This window comes from Burkholderia alba (assembly GCF_034721475.1).
In the GTDB taxonomy this organism is placed as follows: domain Bacteria; phylum Pseudomonadota; class Gammaproteobacteria; order Burkholderiales; family Burkholderiaceae; genus Burkholderia; species Burkholderia alba.
Window position 1 is genome coordinate 327216 of record NZ_JAWJWL010000003.1, and the last position, 22128, is coordinate 349343.

General features: G+C 61.2%; 16 protein-coding genes, 2 tRNA genes and 1 pseudogene. 10 read left to right on the forward strand and 9 right to left on the reverse strand.

The genetic code is table 11. The annotated features are described in order from the left end of the window. Window positions 1–238: 238 nt before the first annotated feature. The gene (gene efp / locus RZR99_RS04955) at window positions 239–796 is read right to left on the reverse strand and encodes an elongation factor P (protein ID WP_323118610.1); all 558 of its coding nucleotides are present in this window, start codon (window positions 794–796) and stop codon (window positions 239–241) included. A 367-nt stretch (window positions 797–1163) separates the two neighbouring features. Beyond that, window positions 1164–2378: an elongation factor P maturation arginine rhamnosyltransferase EarP gene (gene earP, locus RZR99_RS04960; protein WP_323118611.1), complete on the reverse strand. Its 1215-nt coding sequence runs from the start codon at window positions 2376–2378 to the stop codon at window positions 1164–1166. Window positions 2379–2456: 78 nt separating this feature from the next. Between earP and uvrC the strand changes: the two genes are divergently transcribed. From uvrC to RZR99_RS04985, 5 genes and pseudogenes are all read left to right on the forward strand, one after another. Beyond that, window positions 2457–4487 carry an excinuclease ABC subunit UvrC gene (gene uvrC / locus RZR99_RS04965; protein ID WP_323118612.1) on the forward strand — a complete coding sequence of 677 codons (2031 nt, stop codon included), beginning with the start codon at window positions 2457–2459 and terminating at the stop codon, window positions 4485–4487. Between the two features lie 83 nt (window positions 4488–4570). Beyond that, window positions 4571–5164 (forward strand): CDP-diacylglycerol--glycerol-3-phosphate 3-phosphatidyltransferase, encoded by a 594-nt coding sequence (gene pgsA / locus RZR99_RS04970; protein ID WP_323118613.1) that lies wholly within the window; start codon window positions 4571–4573, stop codon window positions 5162–5164. A gap of 121 nt (window positions 5165–5285) precedes the next feature. After that, window positions 5286–5361: transfer RNA gene (locus tag RZR99_RS04975), tRNA-Gly, on the forward strand. Between the two features lie 56 nt (window positions 5362–5417). Further along, window positions 5418–5493 (forward strand) — tRNA-Gly (locus RZR99_RS04980). A gap of 219 nt (window positions 5494–5712) precedes the next feature. Then, a pseudogene (locus RZR99_RS04985) lies at window positions 5713–7543 on the forward strand (tyrosine-type recombinase/integrase). Window positions 7544–7609: 66 nt separating this feature from the next. Here RZR99_RS04985 and RZR99_RS04990 read toward each other — a convergent pair. The 5 genes from RZR99_RS04990 to RZR99_RS05010 form a co-directional block, all read right to left on the reverse strand. Beyond that, on the reverse strand, window positions 7610–8956 hold the full coding sequence (locus RZR99_RS04990) for an amidase family protein (protein WP_323118614.1): 1347 nt from the start codon (window positions 8954–8956) through the stop codon (window positions 7610–7612). 26 nt (window positions 8957–8982) lie between these two features. After that, window positions 8983–10287: an MFS transporter gene (locus RZR99_RS04995; RefSeq protein WP_407655403.1), complete on the reverse strand. Its 1305-nt coding sequence runs from the start codon at window positions 10285–10287 to the stop codon at window positions 8983–8985. A gap of 106 nt (window positions 10288–10393) precedes the next feature. Continuing rightward, a complete protein-coding gene (locus RZR99_RS05000; RefSeq protein ID WP_323118616.1) occupies window positions 10394–11830 on the reverse strand; it encodes an N-acyl-D-amino-acid deacylase family protein in 1437 nt (478 codons plus the stop codon). A 167-nt stretch (window positions 11831–11997) separates the two neighbouring features. Then, window positions 11998–12885 carry a LysR family transcriptional regulator gene (locus tag RZR99_RS05005; RefSeq protein ID WP_323118617.1) on the reverse strand — a complete coding sequence of 296 codons (888 nt, stop codon included), beginning with the start codon at window positions 12883–12885 and terminating at the stop codon, window positions 11998–12000. Between the two features lie 130 nt (window positions 12886–13015). Beyond that, window positions 13016–13579, reverse strand: coding sequence for a type VI immunity family protein (locus RZR99_RS05010; protein WP_323118618.1), 564 nt, complete (start codon window positions 13577–13579; stop codon window positions 13016–13018). A 29-nt stretch (window positions 13580–13608) separates the two neighbouring features. Between RZR99_RS05010 and RZR99_RS05015 the strand changes: the two genes are divergently transcribed. From RZR99_RS05015 to RZR99_RS05030, 4 genes are all read left to right on the forward strand, one after another. After that, window positions 13609–14196 carry a BPSL1445 family SYLF domain-containing lipoprotein gene (locus RZR99_RS05015; RefSeq protein ID WP_323118619.1) on the forward strand — a complete coding sequence of 196 codons (588 nt, stop codon included), beginning with the start codon at window positions 13609–13611 and terminating at the stop codon, window positions 14194–14196. 1065 nt (window positions 14197–15261) lie between these two features. Then, the gene (locus RZR99_RS05020; protein WP_323118620.1) at window positions 15262–16962 is read left to right on the forward strand and encodes an LVIVD repeat-containing protein; all 1701 of its coding nucleotides are present in this window, start codon (window positions 15262–15264) and stop codon (window positions 16960–16962) included. 15 nt (window positions 16963–16977) lie between these two features. Beyond that, window positions 16978–17721: a DUF305 domain-containing protein gene (locus RZR99_RS05025; protein ID WP_323118621.1), complete on the forward strand. Its 744-nt coding sequence runs from the start codon at window positions 16978–16980 to the stop codon at window positions 17719–17721. 568 nt (window positions 17722–18289) lie between these two features. Next, the gene (locus tag RZR99_RS05030) at window positions 18290–19309 is read left to right on the forward strand and encodes a fimbrial protein (protein WP_323118622.1); all 1020 of its coding nucleotides are present in this window, start codon (window positions 18290–18292) and stop codon (window positions 19307–19309) included. A 261-nt stretch (window positions 19310–19570) separates the two neighbouring features. On the opposite strand, the gene RZR99_RS05035 is transcribed toward RZR99_RS05030, so the two are convergent. After that, a complete protein-coding gene (locus tag RZR99_RS05035; protein ID WP_323118623.1) occupies window positions 19571–19909 on the reverse strand; it encodes an IS66 family transposase in 339 nt (112 codons plus the stop codon). A gap of 263 nt (window positions 19910–20172) precedes the next feature. Between RZR99_RS05035 and RZR99_RS05040 the strand changes: the two genes are divergently transcribed. After that, the gene (locus RZR99_RS05040; protein ID WP_323118644.1) at window positions 20173–20307 is read left to right on the forward strand and encodes a hypothetical protein; all 135 of its coding nucleotides are present in this window, start codon (window positions 20173–20175) and stop codon (window positions 20305–20307) included. A 233-nt stretch (window positions 20308–20540) separates the two neighbouring features. Here RZR99_RS05040 and RZR99_RS05045 read toward each other — a convergent pair whose 3' ends face one another. Then, the gene (locus RZR99_RS05045) at window positions 20541–21377 is read right to left on the reverse strand and encodes a fimbrial biogenesis chaperone (RefSeq protein ID WP_323118624.1); all 837 of its coding nucleotides are present in this window, start codon (window positions 21375–21377) and stop codon (window positions 20541–20543) included. Between the last annotated feature and the right edge of the window lie 751 nt (window positions 21378–22128).

Genomic DNA, 22128 nt, shown 5'->3' on the forward strand with positions numbered 1-22128 from the left:
CCGTGAGCGAATCTGCATGCAGCCTCGTTTTGAGATTAGAAACGGATTTTATGCCTCGCGGCACGCTTAGCGTACGGTATTTGTTAGCTGATATAAAACAGTTACCGAAGATACAAATTGAATATCTTTGGTTTGCCTTTCAGTCGCGGTTCTATGCTCCTGCGCCGCCGCGCAATATTCGGTCGTCCATAAACAAAAAGCGCCCCGGAGGGCGCTTTGTTCGGCGTGCTGCGCGAACTTATGCGCGGCTGCGGTACTCGTTGGTCCGCGTGTCGATTTCGATCTTGTCGCCCGTGTTGCAAAAGAGCGGCACCTGCAGTTCGTAGCCCGTCGAGATCTTGGCGTTCTTCAGCACCTTGCCCGACGACGTGTCGCCCTTCACGGCCGGTTCCGTGTAGGTGATCTCGCGGATCAGCACCGTCGGGAGTTCGACCGAGATCGCCTTCTCGTTGTAGAACACGACTTCGCAAGCCATGCCGTCTTCGAGGTAGTTGAGCGCGTCGCTCATCATGTCCGCTTCGACTTCGTACTGGTTGTAGTCGGCGTCCATGAACACGTACATCGGGTCTGCGAAGTACGAGTAGGTCACTTCCTTGCGATCGAGCACGACGACGTCGAACTTGTCGTCCGCCTTGTAGACCGATTCCTGGCCCGCGCCCGTCAGCAGATTCTTCAGCTTCATCTTGACGACGGCGGCGTTGCGGCCCGACTTGTTGTATTCCGTCTTCGAGATGACCATGGCGTCGCTGCCGACCATCACGACGTTACCTACGCGGAGTTCCTGTGCGGTTTTCATAATAAAACTGTCCTGTACGAAAAAATTTGCCTGAGCGTTGCTCAACGGCGGACGGCGCAAGCGGGTTCGATCCGGCGGGGGCGATACAGCGGAGCGGGCCCGGGCCCGCTTCGGATGCTTTCATCTGCCATTCAGGCCCCATCAGGTTCCGTCGATCCCGATTCGACCCGTTGGCGCCGGAAAGATGCGCGCTTGCGTAGTCTGCCGTTGGATAACCGCTTATTTTAACTGACTTTTTGCAAATTCCGCCAGATTTCCGGCGAGGTCGCCGATCGACGCCAGCTNCCCATCAGGTTCCGTCGATCCCGATTCGACCCGTTGGCGCCGGAAAGATGCGCGCTTGCGTAGTCTGCCGTTGGATAACCGCTTATTTTAACTGACTTTTTGCAAATTCCGCCAGATTTCCGGCGAGGTCGCCGATCGACGCCAGCTCGTCCGCCCAACTGGTCGAGCGGGCCTGCAACGCCGGGCGATGCAGCCAGAAGTCGGCCCAATCCGGCGTGCCTCGGCCGTTCCATGCGTGCCAGAAGCGCGTGATCGCATCGCGGGCGGGGGCGTCGAGGCGGGCGGCAACATGGTCGAGTGCGGCGTCGAGCTTCGGCAGGTGGGCGTCGTCGGCTTGCGGATAGATTTGCCAGACGAAAGGCCGGCGGGCCCACTGGGCGCGCACGAAGGAGTCCTCGCCTCGCACGAAGTTGATATCGCTGACCCACAGCAGCGGGTCGTAATCGGGCTGCGCGACGAACGCGAGCCCGTGCGCGCTCAGGCTGCCGCGCGTTGCGCGGGTGCCGGCGGGCAGGGCATCGGTGCCGAAGAAGCGCGCGACCGACGCCGATACGCGGCCTTCGGGGACCAGCAGCACGACCGGCTGGCCGCCGTCGCGCCATTGTTCGAGCAGCGGCTCGAGCGCCGGATTCTCATACGCGAACAACGATGCGACAAGGGCATCGGCCGGCGGTGCGGTGCGGCCGGCGGCGGCTTGCCACCATGTGTTCCGTGCGTCGGCATCGATATCGAACGCTGTGCGGCGCGCGTCGAGATCGCGTTCCTTCAGCACGCCGCCCGTTCCCGGGCCGAGGCCCGGGAAGAAGAAGGTCTTGGTCAGCGGGTGGCGGGGGTGCGGCGATGGCCGGAGATGAAAATCGCCGACCCAGTCCTCGGCGCTCAGGTATTCGAGATTGATCCACACGCACGGGCGCTTGCGGCGCGCCATCGCCGCGACATAGACCGCGGGCAACTCGCACGCGAACGCCTCGATCACGACGTCTGCGATCGCGAGCGTATCGCCCGCATGCGCGGGCTCGCGCCAGTGCTCGACGACGATCCCGTCGATCGTCTGGCGAGCCGCCTCGACGCGCAGGCCGGGCTGCAGCCGCGCGAAGCTCTGCAGGTCGTCGACGAAGATCCGTACCTGCCAGGCGTGTTCGCGGGCAAGCTGCCGCGCCAGGCGCCAGCAGACGCCGATGTCGCCGAAGTTGTCGACCACGGCACAGAAGATATCGCAGGCGATCCGCCGGCCGGCGCCGGGCGACGTGGCCGCGACGGCGGAGCGCAAGGGCAGCGAGAAAGGAATGGGCGGCATCGAAGAAAGGGCGGGGAATGCTCTAAACTGGCGATTCTAAATGACCTGTTCGCGCGCCTTCCGGCGCCCGGATTTCGCATGACATCCCCCGACGCACACGAACCCGCTTTCGAACCCAAGAAGATTCTCGCGCAACTGCCGCATCTGCCGGGCGTGTATCGCTACTACGACGGCGGCGGCGGCGTGCTGTACGTCGGCAAGGCGCGCGACCTGAAGAAGCGCGTGTCGAGCTACTTCACGAAGACGCAGTCGTCGCCGCGAATTGCGATGATGGTCATGCGCATCGCGCGGATCGAGACCACCGTGACGCGCTCGGAAGCCGAAGCGCTGCTCCTCGAGAACAACCTGATCAAGGCGCTGGCGCCGCGCTACAACATCCTGTTTCGCGACGACAAGTCGTATCCGTATCTGAAGCTTACCGGGCACCGGTTTCCGCGGATGGCGTATTACCGCGGCGCCGTGGACAAGAAGAACCAGTACTTCGGTCCGTTTCCGAGCGCCTGGGCGGTGCGCGAGAGCATCCAGATCCTGCAGCGCGTGTTCCAACTGCGTACCTGCGAGGACTCGGTCTTCAACAACCGGACGCGGCCCTGCCTGCTGCACCAGATCGGCCGTTGCACAGCGCCGTGCGTCGGCGCGATCGGCGATGAGGATTACGCGCGCGACGTGTCGAACGCGTCGCGCTTCCTGCTGGGCCGGCAGAGCGAGGTGATGGGCGAGCTCGAGCAGAAGATGCATGCATTCGCCGCGGAGCTGAAGTTCGAGCAGGCCGCGCAGGTGCGCAACCAGATGAGCTCGCTTGCGACCGTGCTGCATCAGCAGGCGATCGACATCGGCGGCGACAGCGATGTCGATATCCTGGCCGTGGTCGCGCAGGGCGGCCGCGTGTGCGTGAATCTCGCGATGGTGCGCGGCGGTCGCCACCTCGGCGACAAGGCGTATTTCCCGGCACACGTGGAAAGTGCGTTGACGCTGGCGGAGGGCGGCCTGGACGACGCGGGGCAGGGGGTTTCCGACTCCGCGGTCGGCAATGCCGCGGCGAAAGAGGGTATGGAGGCCCCGTCGGAGGAAAACGACGACGCCCCGGCGTCGATCGAGACGGAGGTGCTCGAGGCGTTCATTGCGCAGCACTATCTCGGCAATCGCGTGCCGCCCGTGCTGGTGGTCAGTCACGCGCCGGCCGATCGCGAACTGATCGATATCCTGATCGAACAGGCGGGACACAAGGTGACGGTGCTGCGCCAGCCTCAAGGGCAGAAGCGAGCGTGGCTGTCGATGGCCGAACAGAATGCACGGCTTGCGCTCGCGCGGTTGCTGTCCGAACAGGGCTCGCAGCAGGCGCGCACCCGCGCGCTGGCCGATACGCTGAGCTACGAAAGCGAGGACTTCGCGCAGTTGCGGATCGAGTGTTTCGACATCAGCCACACGATGGGCGAGGCGACCCAGGCATCGTGCGTGGTCTATCACCACCACAAGATGCAGTCCGGGGAGTACCGCCGCTACAACATCACCGGCATTACGCCAGGCGACGATTACGCGGCGATGCGCCAGGTGCTGACGCGTCGCTACGAGAAGATGGTCGAGCAGGCGGCGCAAGCAGCATCGGCCGACGCCGAGGCAGGCATCGACGCGGACGTGACGCGTGACGCCGCATCGTCGGCGCTGCTGCCGAACATCGTGCTGATCGACGGCGGCAAGGGGCAGGTCGAGATCGCGCGCCAGGTATTCACCGAACTCGGGCTCGACTGTTCGATGCTGGTGGGGGTCGCGAAGGGCGAGGGGCGCAAGGTCGGGCTCGAAACCCTGATCTTCGCCGACGGCCGCGCGCCGCTCGAACTCGGCAAGGAGAGCGCCGCGCTGATGCTGGTGGCGCAGATTCGCGACGAAGCGCATCGCTTCGCGATCACCGGGATGCGGGCGAAACGCGCGAAAACGCGCCAGACGTCCCGGCTGGAGGAGCTCGAGGGGGTCGGCGCGAAACGCCGTCAGCGCCTGCTGGCGCGCTTCGGCGGGTTGCGCGGCGTGGTGGCGGCGAGCGTCGAGGAGCTGGCGAGCGTCGAAGGCATCTCGCATGCATTGGCCGAGCAGATCTACCGGCAATTGCACTAGGATCCGGCTTGCTCGGGCCGCCTGGCTTGTAGCGGCGCGGGCGACACGGCACAATTGCAGCTCCTTTATCTGTTTCGCATGCCATGCCGTTCAACTTCCCGATTTTCCTGACGTGGGTGCGAATCGTGCTGATTCCGCTGGTGGTCGGCGTGCTGTATCTGCCGGACACGGTAATGAGCGTCGAGCATCGCAACCTGGCGGCGGCCTTGATCTTCATCCTGGCGGCGCTGACCGACTGGTTCGACGGTTTTCTCGCCCGCAAGTGGAACCAGACGTCGGCATTCGGCGCGTTTCTCGATCCGGTGGCGGACAAGCTGATGGTGACCGCGGCGCTGCTTGTGCTGGTGCAGCTGGCGCGGGTCGACGCCGCGATCGCTCTTGTGATCATCGGCCGGGAGATCGCGATTTCGGCGCTGCGCGAATGGATGGCGCAGATCGGCGCGTCGAAGAGCGTCGCGGTGAATTCGCTCGGCAAGTTCAAGACAGCCTGCCAGATGATCGCGATCCCGATGTTGCTGTTCTACGGCCGTCTGCCGCTCGTCGGCGGTTTCGCCGTCGACACTCGCGTATGGGGGACGTGGTTGATCTACCTGGCCGCGGTGCTGACGATCTGGTCGATGCTGTACTACATGAAACTTGCGTGGCCGCAGATTCGCGAGCGCGGCGGCGCGGCCTGATCGGCCGGGGCGCGGCAAAAGAAAAGGGGCGCGAAAAACGCTTGACACACAAACCGGGCTTCTACATAATCTCGTTTCTCCGCTGCACGGCAAGCAGTTAGCGCAGCGGAAGCAGCAAAACGCGGGAGTAGCTCAGTTGGTAGAGCGCAACCTTGCCAAGGTTGAGGTCGCGAGTTCGAGACTCGTCTCCCGCTCCAGGTTAAAGCAGCAGCGTTTTGCTTGAGGTGTTGTTCGGCAAGGCGTGCAGGACAATGCGGGAGTAGCTCAGTTGGTAGAGCGCAACCTTGCCAAGGTTGAGGTCGCGAGTTCGAGACTCGTCTCCCGCTCCAAATCTCGATCTACAGAGTTCCATGGAGTTCTGTAAGTCATTGAAAACAGGGGCGAAAGCCCCTGTTTTCATTCCGGTGAGGCCTACCGGAATCCAGCAGCAGCCAGCACTTTTTAGTCCATCTATACGGACGCGGGCTGGAGCGCATTGTTGCTGGGCGGTAGCGGGCGATATGTCGACCATCTGTTCCTGAATGAACCCAGGTACAGAGGAGTTGAACATGGCACTCTCCGACACAACCGTCCGTCAGGCCAAGACCAAGCGCAAGGCCTACACCCTCGGTGACACCGACGGCCTTTCTCTGGCCGTATCCCCCGAAGGCGGCAAGAGTTGGCATTTCCGTTACAGCTGGAACGGGAAGCAAAAGCGGCTCTCCCCCGGAACCTATCCTGAAATTTCCCTCAAAGACGCCCGTGCTCGACGCGACGAAGCTCGCGAGCTGGTTGCGCGCGGTATCAATCCCAGGAAACACCGGAACCAGGAACGCAGGCTGGCCCTGCTCGCCGAAGAGCACACTTTCCTCAGGGTGTAAGAGCAGTGGTTTGAGTTCCGTAAGCAGAGCCTGAAGCCCGGCCGCCAAAGTACGCAAGCGCAGATCCAGCGCATCTTCAACAAAGACCTTCTGCCCACCCTTGGACCAAGGTCGGTGTACGAAATCAAGCGCCCTGACCTGTTGGATGTGCTTGAGAAGATTGAGAAGCGTCACGCGTTTACAACGGCAGAGAAGTGTCGCACCTGGCTCCACCAGGTGTTTCGCTATGCCTGGGTGAAGGTTCCCGACCTTGAACAGAGCCCGGCGTCGGATCTTGACGTCGTCGCTGCGCCGAAGCCGCCTGTGACGCACAATCGCTTCCTGCGCATGGGTGAGCTTCCTGAGTTGTTGCACAAGCTCCGCGAGTACAAGGGCAAGCTGCAGACCCAACTTGGGTTGCGCTTGCTGTTGTTGACGGGGGTTCGAACGGGCGAGCTTCGTTTGGCTACCCCTGACCAGTTTCACCTGGATCAAGGTCTTTGGATCATTCCGCCAGAAGTGGTGAAGCAACTGCAACTGGAGATGCGCAAAGACCGCAAACTCCCGACTGATATCCCTCCGTACATCGTCCCGCTTTCCGTGCAGGCGCAGGAAATCGTGAGCTACCTGATCGAGGAGCGTAGGCCGGCGCAGAAGTATCTGTTGACCCATCGCAGCGAGCTGGCCGAGCGAATCAGCGAAAACACGTTGAATACTGCGCTGCAGCGTATGGGGTACACCCGTCAACTTACGGGGCACGGTATCCGAGCGACCATTTCCACCGCTCTCAACGAGATCGGCTATCCGAAGGTGTGGGTGGACGCCCAGCTTTCTCACTCGGACCCGGACAAGGTCAGTGCGTCGTAATCACGCTGAATATGTGGAGCAGCGTCGAAGCATGATGCAAGACTGGGCGGACCGCCTCGACCTGTGGGAGCGCGGCCTGTCCGAGGCGGCCAGCATGCAATTGAAACTGACCGTCCAGTTTGAGGCTATGCCGCTTATGCCGAACGTGGCGAAGGCAGAACCGCGGGCGGATTCGGCACCGGCGCCTCTTGATACGAATGAGCCCCCACTCAGTCCTGCGCTTGCAGCCGCATCCATCCGGTTGCCTGCGGTACCTATTCAGGAAACGCGTCCCGCAGCAGTGCCGGAGCTTTCACCGTTCCAGCGAGCGCATGCCGAAAAGCTTGAACTCTACGAGGCGCCGCACAACCTGCCGGTGATCGCTTTTGCCAAGCTCTCAGGAAAATCTCGTGATCAGATCAATCGCGACATCAAGGCGGGTTGCCTGTTGACGTTGACGATGGGCAACCGTGGACAGCGTATTCCTGACTGGCAATTGGACCCGTTCTGTCAGGAACTGACGAGTCGTGTATTGGCGGAAGCTCGTGACGTGGACTCTTGGTCGATCTACCAGGCGCTCAACACGCCAGTGAAGAAGCTCGGTGGGCAGCGTCCAATTGAAGCGGTTCGCGAGTATGGGGTCGACGCAGTGGCCAATGACGCACGGCGCATGCTGAAGGCTGGGCTGTCGTAGCAAAGTCCTTGCCGACTCGCCAGTAGCGAAAGAAGCCGAATCGTAGCTCCCAACGGGGCTCGTCCTTCAGATCACGCCCGCAGGGTGTTCCGCGCGCCACGCGGCGGCGAGCTGTCGAGCAGCAGCAAAGCAGACGGCTTCGTTTCCCGGCGCGCCGATCAACTGCACGCCGACCGGCAGTTCGCCCGGCAGGAAGCACGGCGCGCTGACGACCGGCAGTCCCGCGAACGAGACCGGCTGCGTGAGCATGCCGAGAGTCTTCGCCGGTTCGAGCGCGACGCCGTTGACGTCGACGGTCGCGTCGGTGAAGCGCGGCGCGGCATAGGGCGTTGCCGCTGCGATCAGCACGTCGTAGTGCGTGAACAGTGCTTCGAAGTGGATACACCAGGCGGCACGACACGCGATCGCCGCGCCGTATGCGGTGTCGGACGTCGCGAGACCGGCCGCAATGCGAGCCCGCAGCCGTTCCGATACGAGTGACGCCGGCGCATCAAGCAGGGCGTGATGCGCGCTGGCCAGTTCCACATTCGAGATTACGATCGCCGCATCGCGCGCGACGTCGGTGCCATCGATCGGCACCGAGCCGCCTGCCCGCAGGCAGGCTGCCGCGCGCCGGACGGCGCGGCGCGCGTCCGCATCGGCGTGCCGTTCGAAATCGCCGGTCAGCACGGCGATGCGCAGCGGCGCGGTCGAATCGCCGACAAGGCGGGAGCGCAGCGGGTCGACACCGCGCATCACGTCATAGAGCACCGCGAGATCTTCGATGCCGTTCGCGAACCCGCCGACGGTATCGAGCGAATCGGCATAGGGCAGGCAGCCGGCGCGCGACAGCCCGCCGTCGCCGGGCCGGAAACCCCACACGCCGCACAGCGCGGCCGGTGCGCGGATCGAGCCGTTGGTGTCGCTGCCAAGCGCGAGCGGTACGTAACCGGCGGCGACGGCGGCGGCCGACCCGCTCGACGAGCCGCCCGTCATGCGCGCCGGATCGGCCGGCAGGCGCACTGCGCCGTAGTGCGGATTCACGCCTGTCGCGCCGCACGCGAGTTCGTCCATGTACGTCGCGCCGACCGGCACCGCGCCCGCCGCGCACAGCCGCGCAACCATCGCCGCATCGGCGACGGCGGCCGGCAATGCAGCGCGAGCGGGCGATCCCGCGACCGTCGCGTAACCTGCCACGTCGAAATTCCATTTCACGAGAAACGGCACACCGGCGAGCGGGCCTGGATCGCGCCCGTCGCGTACGAGCCGGTCGATATGTCGCGCGTCGCGCAGCGCCCGTTCTTCGAACGTCCTTGCGCACGCGTTGATCGCGCCGTCGCGCGCGGCGATGTCGTCCAGCACGGCCTGCACGAGCGCCGCCGCGCCGATGCGCGCTGCGCGAACCCCGGCCGCCAGCGCGAGTGCGTTGCGCATCGACGGCAAGCCTGGCGGCGCCGCGCTCATGCGCGCCTCATCAGCCGGCGCGGGATCGACAGGATCAACGCGGCCGCCGCGAACAGCGTGAGCGCGAGCAGCGCGACACCGAGTTCCGTGCTGCCCGTCATGCTTTTCGCGTAACCCATCAGCGTCGGGCCGACGAACCCGGCCACAGCCGCGCCGATGTTCACGAGCCCCGCGCCACCCGCAGCGGCCTCGCCGGCGAGGATGCGCGACGGCAAACTCCAGAACATCGCGAGCGTACTCATGATGCCAGCCACACCCACGGTAAGGCATGCGACCGCAACCACCGGGTGCGCTTGCGCTCCAAGGCTTGCGAGCAGTGCGCCACCGCCGATTACGACAGGCAGCGCCGTGTGCCAACGGCGCTCGCCGGTACGCACCGAATGCTGTGCATTCACGACCATTGCGACCGACGCGAACAGATACGGGATTGCGCTGACGACTCCGATTGCCAGATTGCTCAGATCACCCAGCGCCTTTACCATGGTCGGCATCCAAAACACGAGCCCGTAGTTGCCGACGTTGTAGAGAAAAGAGATTGCGAACAGGAGCCAAAGCGTCGGCTCGCGCAGCGCGGCACCCAACTGGGTTCGCTTGCCAGTTGCTTCCTGCGCCATCTCCGCGCGGATCAACCGCTTCTCTACATCAGTCAACCACGTCGCGTCCTCAATTCGCTCCGTCACACGCACGAGCAGGTACACACCCAGCAAGATAGCGGGTAGTCCCTCGATAAGGAACATCCACTGCCAGCCACGTAGTCCAAAGCTACCGTGCGTCATGTCCATGATCCAGCCGGACAGCGGGCCACCGATGATCACGCCGAGTGGCATCGCCAGGAACAGGTACGCCATGACCTTCGCGAGCCGATGCGACGGAAACCACATGCTGAAATATGCGATCACGGCGGGAAAGAAACTCGCTTCGGTAATTCCGAGCAGAAAGCGCAGTACATAGAAGCTCGCAGTATCGCGGGTCGCGAGTGTGGCGACTGACACAACGCCCCACGCTATCATTGATCCTGTCAGGCAGCGCTTCACTCCGATCCGTCTCACGAGCCAGCCAGCTGGCACCTGCAGCAAGAGGTAGCCGATAAAGAACAGGCCCGCGCCAACACCGTAGGCGGCGTCCGTGAGGTGCAGATCCGCCATCATCTGCAACTTCGCAAATCCGACGTTGACGCGATCGAGATAGCCGAAGAAATAGCAGACCAGAATCAGCGGGACAATACGTCGGCTCAGACGCGCATATAGCGCATCTATGCCTGACGTGGCGATCTCAGCATCGTGGCCCGGTTCGGGTTGCATGCCGCGTGAAGTAGCAGCGCCGTCAGGATGGGTCATGAAGACTCCGTGCGGGTTGAAACTGGGAAGGTTGCTGTGGGAGATGAAACGTCCAAGTCCAGAACCTATCCTAGATAGCTCGGCGCAGTGCCCGCCCTGCACGCACTCCGGTATGCAGGCCCTGCTCCAAGACGACCTGGCCGTTAACGAATACATACTCGATACCTTCGGGGCGAAGCGTCGGGTTCACGAAGGTCGCGCGATCGATCACGCGATCGGGGTCGAGAACAACTAAGTCCGCATAGTGACCGACAGCGAGCCGCCCACGCCCCACGATGCCGAACTGCTCTGCGGTGAGGCCTGTCATCTTGCGCACGGCCGTCTCCAGCGGGAACAGGCCGCGCTCGCGCGAGAATTCGCCGAGCACGCGCGGAAAGGTGCCCCACAGACGTGGGTGCGGTCGCGTGTCGTTTGGCAGGCCGTCCGAGCCGACCATCGTCAGCTCGTGGCGCATGATGCGCTCGACGTCGGCCTCGTCCATCACGAAGTAGATCGCGCCGGCCGGGCGCAGCGCGTCGATCGCCGCTTCGACGGAATCGCCGAACAGCGGCAGCAGGTCGTGAAAATCGCGGCCCGCGAGTCTGGGATGCGGCTTCGACCACGCGAGCATCACGCGCGACGACTGGCGGATGCGGTCCGCGCGCAGCATCGTCGACGTGGCTGGATACGGGTGGCAGTCGAGGCACAGCGGTTGCCGCGCCCGCTGCGCGTCGATGTGCGCGAGCGTTTCGACTGAGCGGCCGTGGTTGGCCTTGCCGGCCACCTTGTGATGCGACAGCACGACGCGCACGTCGAGCGCGCGCCCGATCGAGAACGCCTCGTCGAGCGACGTGATGATCGCGTCGGCTTCGTCGCGCAGGTGCGTCGCAAACACGCCGCCCGTGTCGCGCAGCGGCGCGCACACGTCGATCAGCTCGGCGGTGGTCGCGGCCGCGGCGGGCGGATAGAAGGTGCCCGACGACACGCCGAACGCGCCGGCCGCCATCGCTTCGCGCACGTCGGCGACCATCGCCGCGATCTCCGACGCGTCGGCCGCGCGTTTGAGATCGGCCATGTGCCGCACGCGCAGCGTCGAATGGCCGACGAGCGCGGCAGTGTTGACGGCGGCTGGCGTGGCGTCGAGCGCGTCAAGATACGCGCGGAACGACGGGAAGCGGAACGCCTGCCACGCGCCGAGCAGGTCGAGCGGCTGCGGCACGTCGCGCTCGGCGAGCAGCGGCGCGAGGCTGATCCCGCAGTTGCCCGCGATTACCGTCGTGACGCCCTGCGCGACCTTGGGCTCGACGTCGGGATCGGTGAGCACGAACGCGTCGTCGTGCGTGTGACTGTCGATGAAACCCGGTGCGACGACCAGGCCGCTCGCGTCGATCGTGCGCGTAGCCGTCGCCTCACCCAGGTCGCCGATCGCCGCGATGCGTTCGCCCGTCACGCCGAGATCGGCGTCGAAGCGTGCCGCGCCGGTGCCGTCGATCAGTTCGCCGCGACGCAGGATCACGTCGAAATGCATGGTGGCTCCTCCTGAGTCCGTCCGGCACGGCGCATGGCCCGTGTCCGGCATTCGTATCGGACACCATCGTCGCCGGCCATTTGCCGGGCGTCCAATGCCGTTTAGCTCGTGATTCATGCGAAACCGGCATCAATGCAGCCGGCTGTCTGCCGGGGGAGCGCGCGGACTCAGGCGAGCGAGGCCTTCACCAGTCCGTACAGGTCCGCCGCGAAACTGGACATCGAGATGCTGCGATGCCGCACGATGCCGACCGTGCGATCGATCGTCGGGCTCGCGATCGGCACCGCGTGGACGGCGGATGAGCCGTACGCGCGCAGGGCGCTTTCGGGCAGGATCGCGCAGCCGACGCCGGCCCCGACGAGCGCCGTGACGCACGAGATGTGCTCGACCTCGTAGAACCAGCGCGTGCGCACCGCTTCCTGGCCCATCAGCATTTCGAGCAGCAAGCGGTTGCCGCTGTCGCGCCCGCCGATGATCAGTTTCGCGTGCCGCAGTTCGCCGAGCGTGACGGCGTCCAGGCGTGTCAGCGGATCGCTTTCGTGAGCGGCGAGCACGTAGCGGTCGGTGAAGAGCGGGTCGAACGCGAGATCGTCGTCGTCGCCTGGATGCAGGCTCACGCCGAACTCGGCGAGGCCGGCGCGCACCTGCGACAGCACGAAGTCGTGATTGCCGTCGAGGATCTGCACGGCGACCTGCGGATACTTGGCCGCATAGCGGCGCAGTACGTCGGGCAGCGCTCGCGCGACGACCGTCGGGATGCACGCCAGCCGCACCTTGCCGTAGCGCTTCTCCGCAATCTCCTGGATCGACGACAGCATCATCCCGAGCTGCGCGATCTGCTCGCGCGCCATCGGCAGGAACTGGCGGCCTACGCCGGTCAGCGTCACGCTGCGCGTGGTGCGCTGGAACAACTCGACACCGAGCGTCTGTTCGAGCTTCTGGATGCGGCGCGACAGCCCCGGTTGCGTCAGGTGCAGCTTCTCCGCCGCGCGATGAAACGTGCCGAGTTCCGCCACGGCGACGAACGCTTCGAGTTCCGAGTTTTCGACTTTCATGACGCTGTGCGCTTCGTGTGTGATCGGACGGTACGGTCCGACGAAGCGGACATTGTCGTCGAAATCGCGGTTGGGGTTATCGCTCCAGATACAGCTTATGTTGAGCTGAACATAAGGTATACCTGGGGCGTTAACGGCTATTCAACGTCTTAATAAGTCGCCAAATAGCGGATCTCTCGTCGACTTCGGGGAAGATCGTGCCATGCATGATGGTTTGCTTTCCTAAGCGAGGCTCCTCTTCACAGATCCAAACACCCGGCCAGGGGCACGCGGTTCCCGACGGTAGCCGTACAAAATGACGCTCACTCGCTTTGACTTTACCGGACTCATCAATCGCTTCCTTGATCTCCTCCGGCGTATCGAAACGGCGAAGCCACAAGTTGCTTGTGCGGGGGTTGAAGCGAACCTCTCCGCCAACAGAGCCATAATGCAGCGAGCCAATGTCTTGCACTCGCAAGGAGCGAATGGCGTTGTTGACCTTCACGTACAGTTCCGGCTGGGGATCTGTTTGGGCCTTGCCCAGCGCAGGCCAGTCACCGGCCCGAATAGCGGTGCCCCACTCATAGGGAAGCAGAGCAATGCGTTCATCGTCTAGGCGAGTTCGTAGTTCATCTGGCGTGTCTAACGTTGCTATCCAATGTTGGGCAAGGAAGGTGTACCAGTTGAGTGATCCGTTCGCTCGAGCGAGGGTCACTAAAAAACATCACCCGATGGAGAAAAACGATGCAAAAACGGAGTTTTACTCTGACGGCTGCGGCAGCACTCATCGCCGGTAGCCTCGCACTCACTGGCTGTACAACGACAACGGGTCATTCTGATAACGCCGCGACCAGTGCTTCAAAGCGCCAGGCGATCGACTCGAATGTCGACGCGACGCTCTCGCGCTTGTATTCGACGGTCAAGGGTTCGAACGAGCTCGTGGCGAAGGCGCGTGGCGTGCTCGTGTTCCCGAGCGTTCTGCAGGCCGGCTTCATCGTTGGCAGCCAGTCCGGAAACGGCGCGCTGCGCGTGGGCGGCAGCACGGTCGGCTACTACAACACGTCGTCGCTGTCGGTCGGCCTGCAGGCCGGCGCGCAGTCGAAGGCGATCGTGTTTCTGTTCATGACGCAAGATGCGCTCGACGAGTTCCGCAACTCGGACGGCTGGGCCGCCGGTGCCGGCGCCTCGGTCGCGCTCGTGAAGGTCGGCGCAAACGGCGCGATCGACACGACCACGGCCACCGCCCCGGTTCAGGTCGTCGTGTTGACCAACGCGGGCCTGATGGGCGATGTCTCAATCAACGGCACAAAGGTCACGAAGCTTAAGAACTGATGTTGTACTCGTCCGCGCGCACGCGCAGATGAAACACGGAAGCGGCGATGTCCTCGCGGGCATCGCCGTTCGTTTTTCTTGTGCTTTTCGCGAAAGGGACCGCATCGTGGCTGAACTCGGCGCCTATTGAGACGGCTGAGTAGGGCTAATGGGTGAAGTCGCTCAGTTGTAACTCACCCTGACCACGGTCGATGTCGAGTGGGCTCTCACCGCAGGAGCAACTAAGATGCGTCCGCCATGCTCAGCGAAGTGACTGCCTTGTGTGGGGCATTGCGATCGAGGTCGATCGGGGCAACACCACGTTCCCGCATTCTCGGCGACTGATCTGATTGCTTTCCCTTCTTCTCACGCGACCATCTTGTGATGCGCGTAGTCGACCCAGAACTTGATCGCTTCGTCGACTGATTCAGCCGAGAATCCTGCAGTGATAGTTTCTTCTCTAAGGGTTGAAAGACGGGCTCGCTGTTGGAGTCGTGCTCGATTCACAAGCGATTTCAGTGCGTCAAACACAATCGGCTCCATCACACTTTCCTTTCAAAGCTCAGATCGAGGTGGGCGCCAACGCTACTGTACCGGCCACGATGCTGTACACGCGTCACGCCCCCTCGCGGCGGTAGCCATCTCCAAATCGGGCGATCACACCGCATTCAATCCCGTTTCGAGTTCTGTTGACCAATTGCGGTCCCGTATTCTTGCGTGTCCGACTACGTATTGTGGCGCGAGGTTGAGTCATGGACACATTCGCTACTTTTCCGGTGGGGCAAGCCAGCCTGAGGGTTCCATACTCAGCGCATCTACGTTCGTGTGTTCTACAGCGTTCAGATCAGGAAAACGCTTGGACCCTTCGTCTGCGCTGCCGTCATTGAAATCGGCTTTCTTAGAGGTTTTTCCGGGTCCATAGAGTTGGTCAGGTATTACGAGTGGCTGATGTGCAGGACGCCAGTTGCTAACACATCTAGGTAAAAGCAGGGATGCCCGAATTTGCCATTTCACCGCGCGCGTCAGAAACACGTCAGTTTGTTTTCCTAACCTATCCAAGCACCGAGCCCTATGTGACTGAGCTACGTGCTGAATTGCATCTCGGTGGGGGGAATTCATCTCGCCAGCGCTCAAATAAACAACCAGATGGAGACAATCTTGACTCGAATTCGGCGCATACATCGTTTCGGCATCCGCTGGCTCGCGATACTGCTGGCTCTTGGTGCGGTCATCGAAGGTCCGCTCGCATGGGCGGGCACCACGAACGACATCTCGACCAACGGCGCGACGGCCGTTCCCGCTGCCCACTGCGGCGCGGGTTCCACGCCGGAAACGGCGTTGCAGGGACAAGTTCCCCTTGCCGACCGGCAGAGCGGGCGCAACCAGCAGGGCTACACCTGCAACCTGTCGCTGGTTGGCCAGTATCGCGGCGAAGGTGCGTCATGGGTCAACTCGTCGACTGGCACCTGCGCCTACATGGCAACGTCGTGGTACGGCATCCCGAAAAAGACGCGTGAAGGGGTGCAAGTGATCGACGTGAGCGATCCTGCGCATCCTACGTTCTCGACCAACCTGACCACCAATGCGATGTACACGGGCACCTGGGAGTCGCTCAAGGTCAACGACCAGGGCACGATGCTGGCGGGTGCGGGCGTCGGCCCCGGGGTCGGTGTCGGCATGTTCGATTTGTACGACGTCAGGAATTGCGCGCATCCCAGATTGCTCAATCGAATGCTGTTGAGCAGCAACACACCGCCGCTCGCGAATGCGGCGCACGAAGGCGGCTGGTCGCCGGATGGGCGGACGTACTGGACAACTGGTTTCGTGCCGGGCAGCATGACGGCGATCGATGTCAGCAACCCGTCGGCGCCCAAGACGATCTACCTGAACGGGTCGACGCTGCTGACCAATCACGGCTTCTCGTTCAGTCCGGACGGCAACCGGATGTATCTGACGAGCGCGCTGCCGGCCGGCATCGCGATCGTCGACGTCAGCGATATCCAGAACCGGCGTCCGCTGCCAGTGGCGCGACAGGTGAGTGCGATCTACTGGACTGACGGCTCGGTCACGCAAAAGACGATTCCGGTGACCTACGGCGGGCGCCATTACCTGATCGTCACTGACGAGCTTGACAACGGCGGCGTACGTTTTATCGACATCACGAACGAGCAGCAGCCGCAAATCGTGTCGCATCTTCGTCTCGCGATTCAGCTTCCGCAAAACCATGCGGCGGCCGTGGCCGACAGCAAGGGCAACGGCTTGTTCCAGTATGACACCCACTATTGCAGCGTCGACCGGGTCGCCAATCCGACCGCGCTGGCATGCGGCTATTTCCAATCGGGCGTTCGCGTATTCAATATCGTCGATCCAATGCATCCGCAGGAAATCGCCTACTACAATCCGCCGGCGCTCCCCGGCGAGCGCAATGCGTTGCCGGGCTCGGAGCATGCGATGTTGCCTGTCCAGGACCCGTTGCTCAACGGTGAGCTACCCGATCCGGTCAAGCTGCTGGCCGGCCTGGCGACCGATGCTCGCGCAAATCTGTCCACCGACTGGTGTTCGTCGCCGCCGCGTTTCGTCAACGGCCAGCTTTGGGTAACCTGCCAGGACAACGGATTCATGGTCCTCAAATTCAACAACGGGGTCTATCCGATCGGGACGCAGTCCAGCAGCGCAGCGACGCTGCCGGCGACCGTGCAGGGCACGATGGCGTCGAATGCGGGGGGGCGCGCGACCGATTGGCTGCTGTCGGTCGTGTCAACTGTACGAACCGCCATCTTCGGGTGATCCGGCGGGAGCGACATGGAACCGAGTCGACTTAAGAAGTGTCTTGCGCTCGCGCAGGTCGTGGCGTGTGCGTTGATCGCGGCCGCCGCGATGTGGTCAGGCGTCCTGCACCGTGCGTCCGCGGTCGAGTCAGTCCCCGATACGCAGCAGACGGTGCTCGTCGTCAATGCCCGTAGCGCCGACGCCAACAGTTCGGTCGACGTGGGCTTTGCGCAGGACATGTCGTTGCATCACGAGCAGGCGGTCCTGATGGCGCAGCTTGCCTATGACAAGGGATCGTTTCACGTTCGCGCGTTGGCAGAACGCATCCTGCACGAGCAGCTCGTTGAAATCGGCGAGATGCAGGGGTGGTTGATGCTGTGGAACGCACCTCGCATCACGCCGCAAGCAGGCATGGAGTGGATGGCGGACGCCTACCGGCGCTCGCGAAGCTATGACGAGGAATACGAGCGGCTGATCGACCAGTGCCGTGCGAACCGGAATGCAATGCCGGGGCTGGCGACGAACGCGGAACTCGATCAGTTGATGCACAGCAAAGGCGCGGCATTCGACACGCTGTTCCTGAGATTGATGCTGAAGCACCACGTCAGCGCGCTCACGATGTCCCGTTTTGCCAGCGAATATGGCCGGAGCTTTGCCGTCCGCTCCGTCGCACAGTCGATGATTGTCGGCCAGAGACAGGAAATCGCGGAGATCAACGTATTGAGCGCGATGGGCGCGCGCTTGCATGGCGCGGACACTGTCGGCGTGCCACGCTGACCGTTCAAACACGCTCGACGCAATGAGCGTGTGGCTGCTCGGCCGACACTATCTGCGCGTGAACCCGTGCGGTGGATTGTAGGTGTGGCAGCGATCCCGCTAGATATCTCCGAGCGGCAATATCGGCAGACCATTGCATGCGACGCGTATTGGATGATTGTTGGCGTAGCGACAAAGGATCGCCAACGCGATACCGACACTAGACGTGGCGGCTTCGACCAGGGTTTCGAATCTTTGTTCATCCAGGCCGAACTGCTCCAGTGCAGTGCCTATGACCGAGCGCTCAGCGGGCGCTAGGCAGGATTCTCGCATGGATAGCTGAGAATTGTCGGGAGGTTCCGCCCCTCTGGATTCAGATAAATCCGTCAGATATCGAGACTTATCCGTCTAGTTCGTGCATAGAGTCAACCGCTACGATTATATTTTGTCAAAGCGCAATTCTGCGCGCTCGAAAATCAGAGTCTTGTCCGATGTGGTTCAGTTGAGGCGGCACCAACTGAAGCCGCCTGTTCCTTGCGCATGCAGACAAGCGATTTCGAGCAGCTGCGCACAGAGATCTGTCTGAATTATGAAGAAAGTCCTCGTTTTTTTATTTATCGGCTTGATGCTGATTTTTGCCAAGGAAAGCCACGCTTTGGCATGTAAAACTACCTTGGGCTATGTTGCTTCAACGGTCGATGTAGGTACTACAGTGGCCATTCCGCCAACGCTACCTGTTGGCAGTGTGATATGGCGTTCGCCACAAAACTCGGTCGATTTGCAGTGCTGGAAAGACTATCCCGGTGCAGCGGAGTGGGTCTATCTCTATATTAATATCGACGATCCGAAGCAAACCCAACTCGGCGGCCAGGTTGAAGTAGGCCTAACCTACAACGGTCAGGATTACCTTTGCTCGTCACCGGTCATGCAAAGCGGGAAATTCTGCCGGATGCGGTTAGACGTCTTGGTTAGGGAATGCTATTACGACTCAGGATGTCCTGGATATGCGTCTACCTTCCATGTCGATTTCGGTTTCTTCATTGCCAAGAAAGCGGATGGAAAGCCCGGGCAAGAGGGCTCCGTTACAGGTAAGTTGCATACTATTCGCGCCGTTCAGTTCAACGGAGAAGGTGGGGCCAACGTCTCAAATAGTAACTACACCGTCAGTCTGAAGGGGGTGGACAAGCTGCGCTATGTCGGTTGTTCTTCGACGGTGGACATCAGTCCCAGGGTCATCGATTTCGGTGTATTCGGCTCTGCTTCGGTGAAAAAGGGGGCGACGATACGAGAGCGACCATTCTCCATTACAGCGACCAAGGAGTGTTCTAGTGCATATGGCCTGGGCGGCGGATTCTTCCCGGTATCTGGAAATCTGTCAGATGCAAACAAGACGCTAGTGCCGGCCAATAATAAGTCTGTTGGTATTCAGCTTTTGTCTGCGGAAGATCAAAAACAAATTGAGTTCAAGAAAGAGTTTCCGATAGCACCGATCGGCAGCATTGATCGATTCGTCCAGAAGAAGATGCTGGCTCGGCTACTGTGGAATGCCGACGAAGCGGTGCTCGGCGATTTCAATGCAGCGGCTAAATTAGAAATCTATTACAAGTAAACACCCGGCCCGGCAACGAGCTCCCCCAGGGCGTTGTCGAATCGAAAGTGTTAAGTGAGCGCCATATCGGGATTTTTCGGCAGCATCGTGCTCTTCTCCACCAACCAGTCATGCAGAGAAGCAAGAAACGACCTGCTCCGGGGCTGCCTGGCCGCGAGACGCTCAGTTGCCGAGAGACCTCGTGTTGTCCCTCCTCAATGGCGTACAACATCACTGATGTGCTTCAGGGCTTCCTCTGCCGTGGCCCGCCCGGGGGCCGACCTACACGTCACAGATTTTCCTGCGGGCGTGGGCCCAGCATGCGGCTTCCGCCAGCGGAACGCCTTCAAGTTCTGCGCTGAACAACCGATCGCAACCACCGCACGCTTCCGCAAGGATGGTGACGCAGATGTTGCTGCGGATGCCTACCTTGCCTGTCCGGCGAGATGGCGAACCACGGGGCGGCGGGTCCGATGGAGCGGCAATCCGGTCATCCCGCTTGCATGCCCAGATGCGTCCCGTTTTAGTCTTCTTTCTGCCGCTGTCCGCTGCCCGCACCGGCGTATCGGAGTTGCGGGCATCCATCACATAACGGTACAGCGCCTCGTCCAGTGATGCCACTAACCAGCAGCGGGCATCCATTCAGTTGGAGAACGGGGCACGGCTCAGATGGACACCCTGGCGGGCCAGGATTTCGGTTTAGCGATACAGCGGCTTGTTTTCACAGTATTTGCCGTCATCGCCCTCGCCAGCAGACCGGGGCGACGATACCCCGGTCGATGGGGCGTGGTGGAGCGGGGGGCTTCCACGATACAGTCACATCTGACGCGGGCTTTTCCACTCTGACGGTGCTGATCACTTTCAGAGCCGGGAGGGCGGCTCCAGTGAAGGTAGGCGCGAACGGCGGGCTCGACACAACCATCGCCACCGTGCCGATGCCGGTCGTTGCGTTGATCAACGCGGGCCTGATAGGCGATGTTTCGATCGACGGGGCAGATGTCACCAAGCTTAAGAACTGATGTCGCGTCCGTCGGTGTTCACGCTCGGATGATAGGCTAACGGCAACGTCGTTGCAGGCATCACCGTTTAACGTTTCTGGCCATCTAATTGGTTTCCGTGACGAATACCCTATGATTTGGGTCTACTCGAGCGGCATACCCTCCACTCCAAACGCTGCGCGAATGGATGACTCCGGCTGTTCCCTAGAGCCGTGACAGCGAGCAGGCTTGAGGGCGACGGCGCCGAGCGAATTTCACTCGACGACGGTACCTGCATTCACGCCGCCCGATGACAACTGAACCTGATAGGGGCGCATGTTTCCACTATCCGTCACATAGTTGTACCGCGCCGAGCGCAGAGGGGCTTTGCATCCGGAGTCCGGCAATGTGAGCTGAGAGAACGGAGCCACCATCAGGTGATCGACCACTTGTCCGCAAGCTTTGGCTGCGTGGTCCATCAATTGAATGTCGCTGAGTGTTATGAAATACGGAGAGGGATTATCCACCACTGGATAGGCAGCTCTCGAACTCATATCCCACTTCAAGCTCGCAATCGCTTGCTGTGTTGTCTGCTCGAACTTGGGTCGAAAAAACAGCTTGAAGTGATGCAGGAGCGCCACCTGAACAGAGTTGGGGTCGCGCGGGGCTTGCGACAAATCCAAAACGCTGAGCAATAAATAGCTTTCACGATCTTCGGGAAAGCCGCTTCCTTCGTAGAACACTTCCACCGCTCCCTTTTGACCAGGCCCAATGATCTGCATCGGCTTGTTCAGCGCAAGAGGGAGTTCAGCCTTGCGGCCATCTCCCCACGATAGAGAGGACTGCACCAAAGTGGGGTGTTCACCTCGATTGGAAATAACAATCGATAGCCGCTTGGAACCCTCTTCGAAGATGAAGCGGTTCCGGCTATCAAAGTCCAACTCTGCGTGTGCGGTTGGCAACACGCTAACAAGTAACAGCGAAATTAAAATACGAAGAATAGAAGGCGAGTCGAATATGGAGGTGAAGGTTGAACCATTGTTTTTTTGTTTCGTTAACTTATTAATCTCAAAATTATTAAAAGTAAAAGTGGAGGGATTAAATATCATCATGGAATTAATGGGTTCAGATTATTGAATGGGTAAATGAGGCCGCTCGCTGTGCTCAGGTACTCATTCAACCACATTGCGATCGCCAATCTTGACGAGAACTTTACCCTGTGAGCGCCTCACCACAAATCAGATAAATCTGGCAGACATGAGGATACATCCTGAAGCTGCGAGAGCATGAGACTGCTCACGTTCGTGCCGAGGGAGCGCTACCCAATCTGGTCGAAAGGCACGCCTACTGAACCAGAACGGGCTCCCATCCCCTCACTTCACGCATCAATTTGCGATAAATGGTTGATATCTGGCTGCCCCGGGAACGCCCTGACTTTCCGTCTCTCGCCCTCCGGCGGGGGAGTTAACGGCTTGGATAGAGGCAACTAAACCCCCGAGGCACTGCAATGTAGCGACACATCGCATCATTTTTCCTGTCGAGCAAGAACTATCTGATCCCCTCTATCAGATATATCGGCGCAACGCGGTTCATTGTTCCCATTACATAAATCGTGCCGAAAAAATATAGTTTAGTCACTCAGTTCAACGGCGCCGAATATCCACTCGGCACCGAAGTGCGGAGTTCATCAACATCGTCAACTGCAATAAATAGGGATAAATATGAAGCTTCGTATTACTGCCGCTGCAGCGGCTGTGCTGTCCTTCGCAAGCCTCAGCGCGATGGCTGTTGATTTCCACAGAGTCTTAACCCACCGATTTCATCTAAATCTGACCCACCCCGAGACAGCGTAGTACATCTATT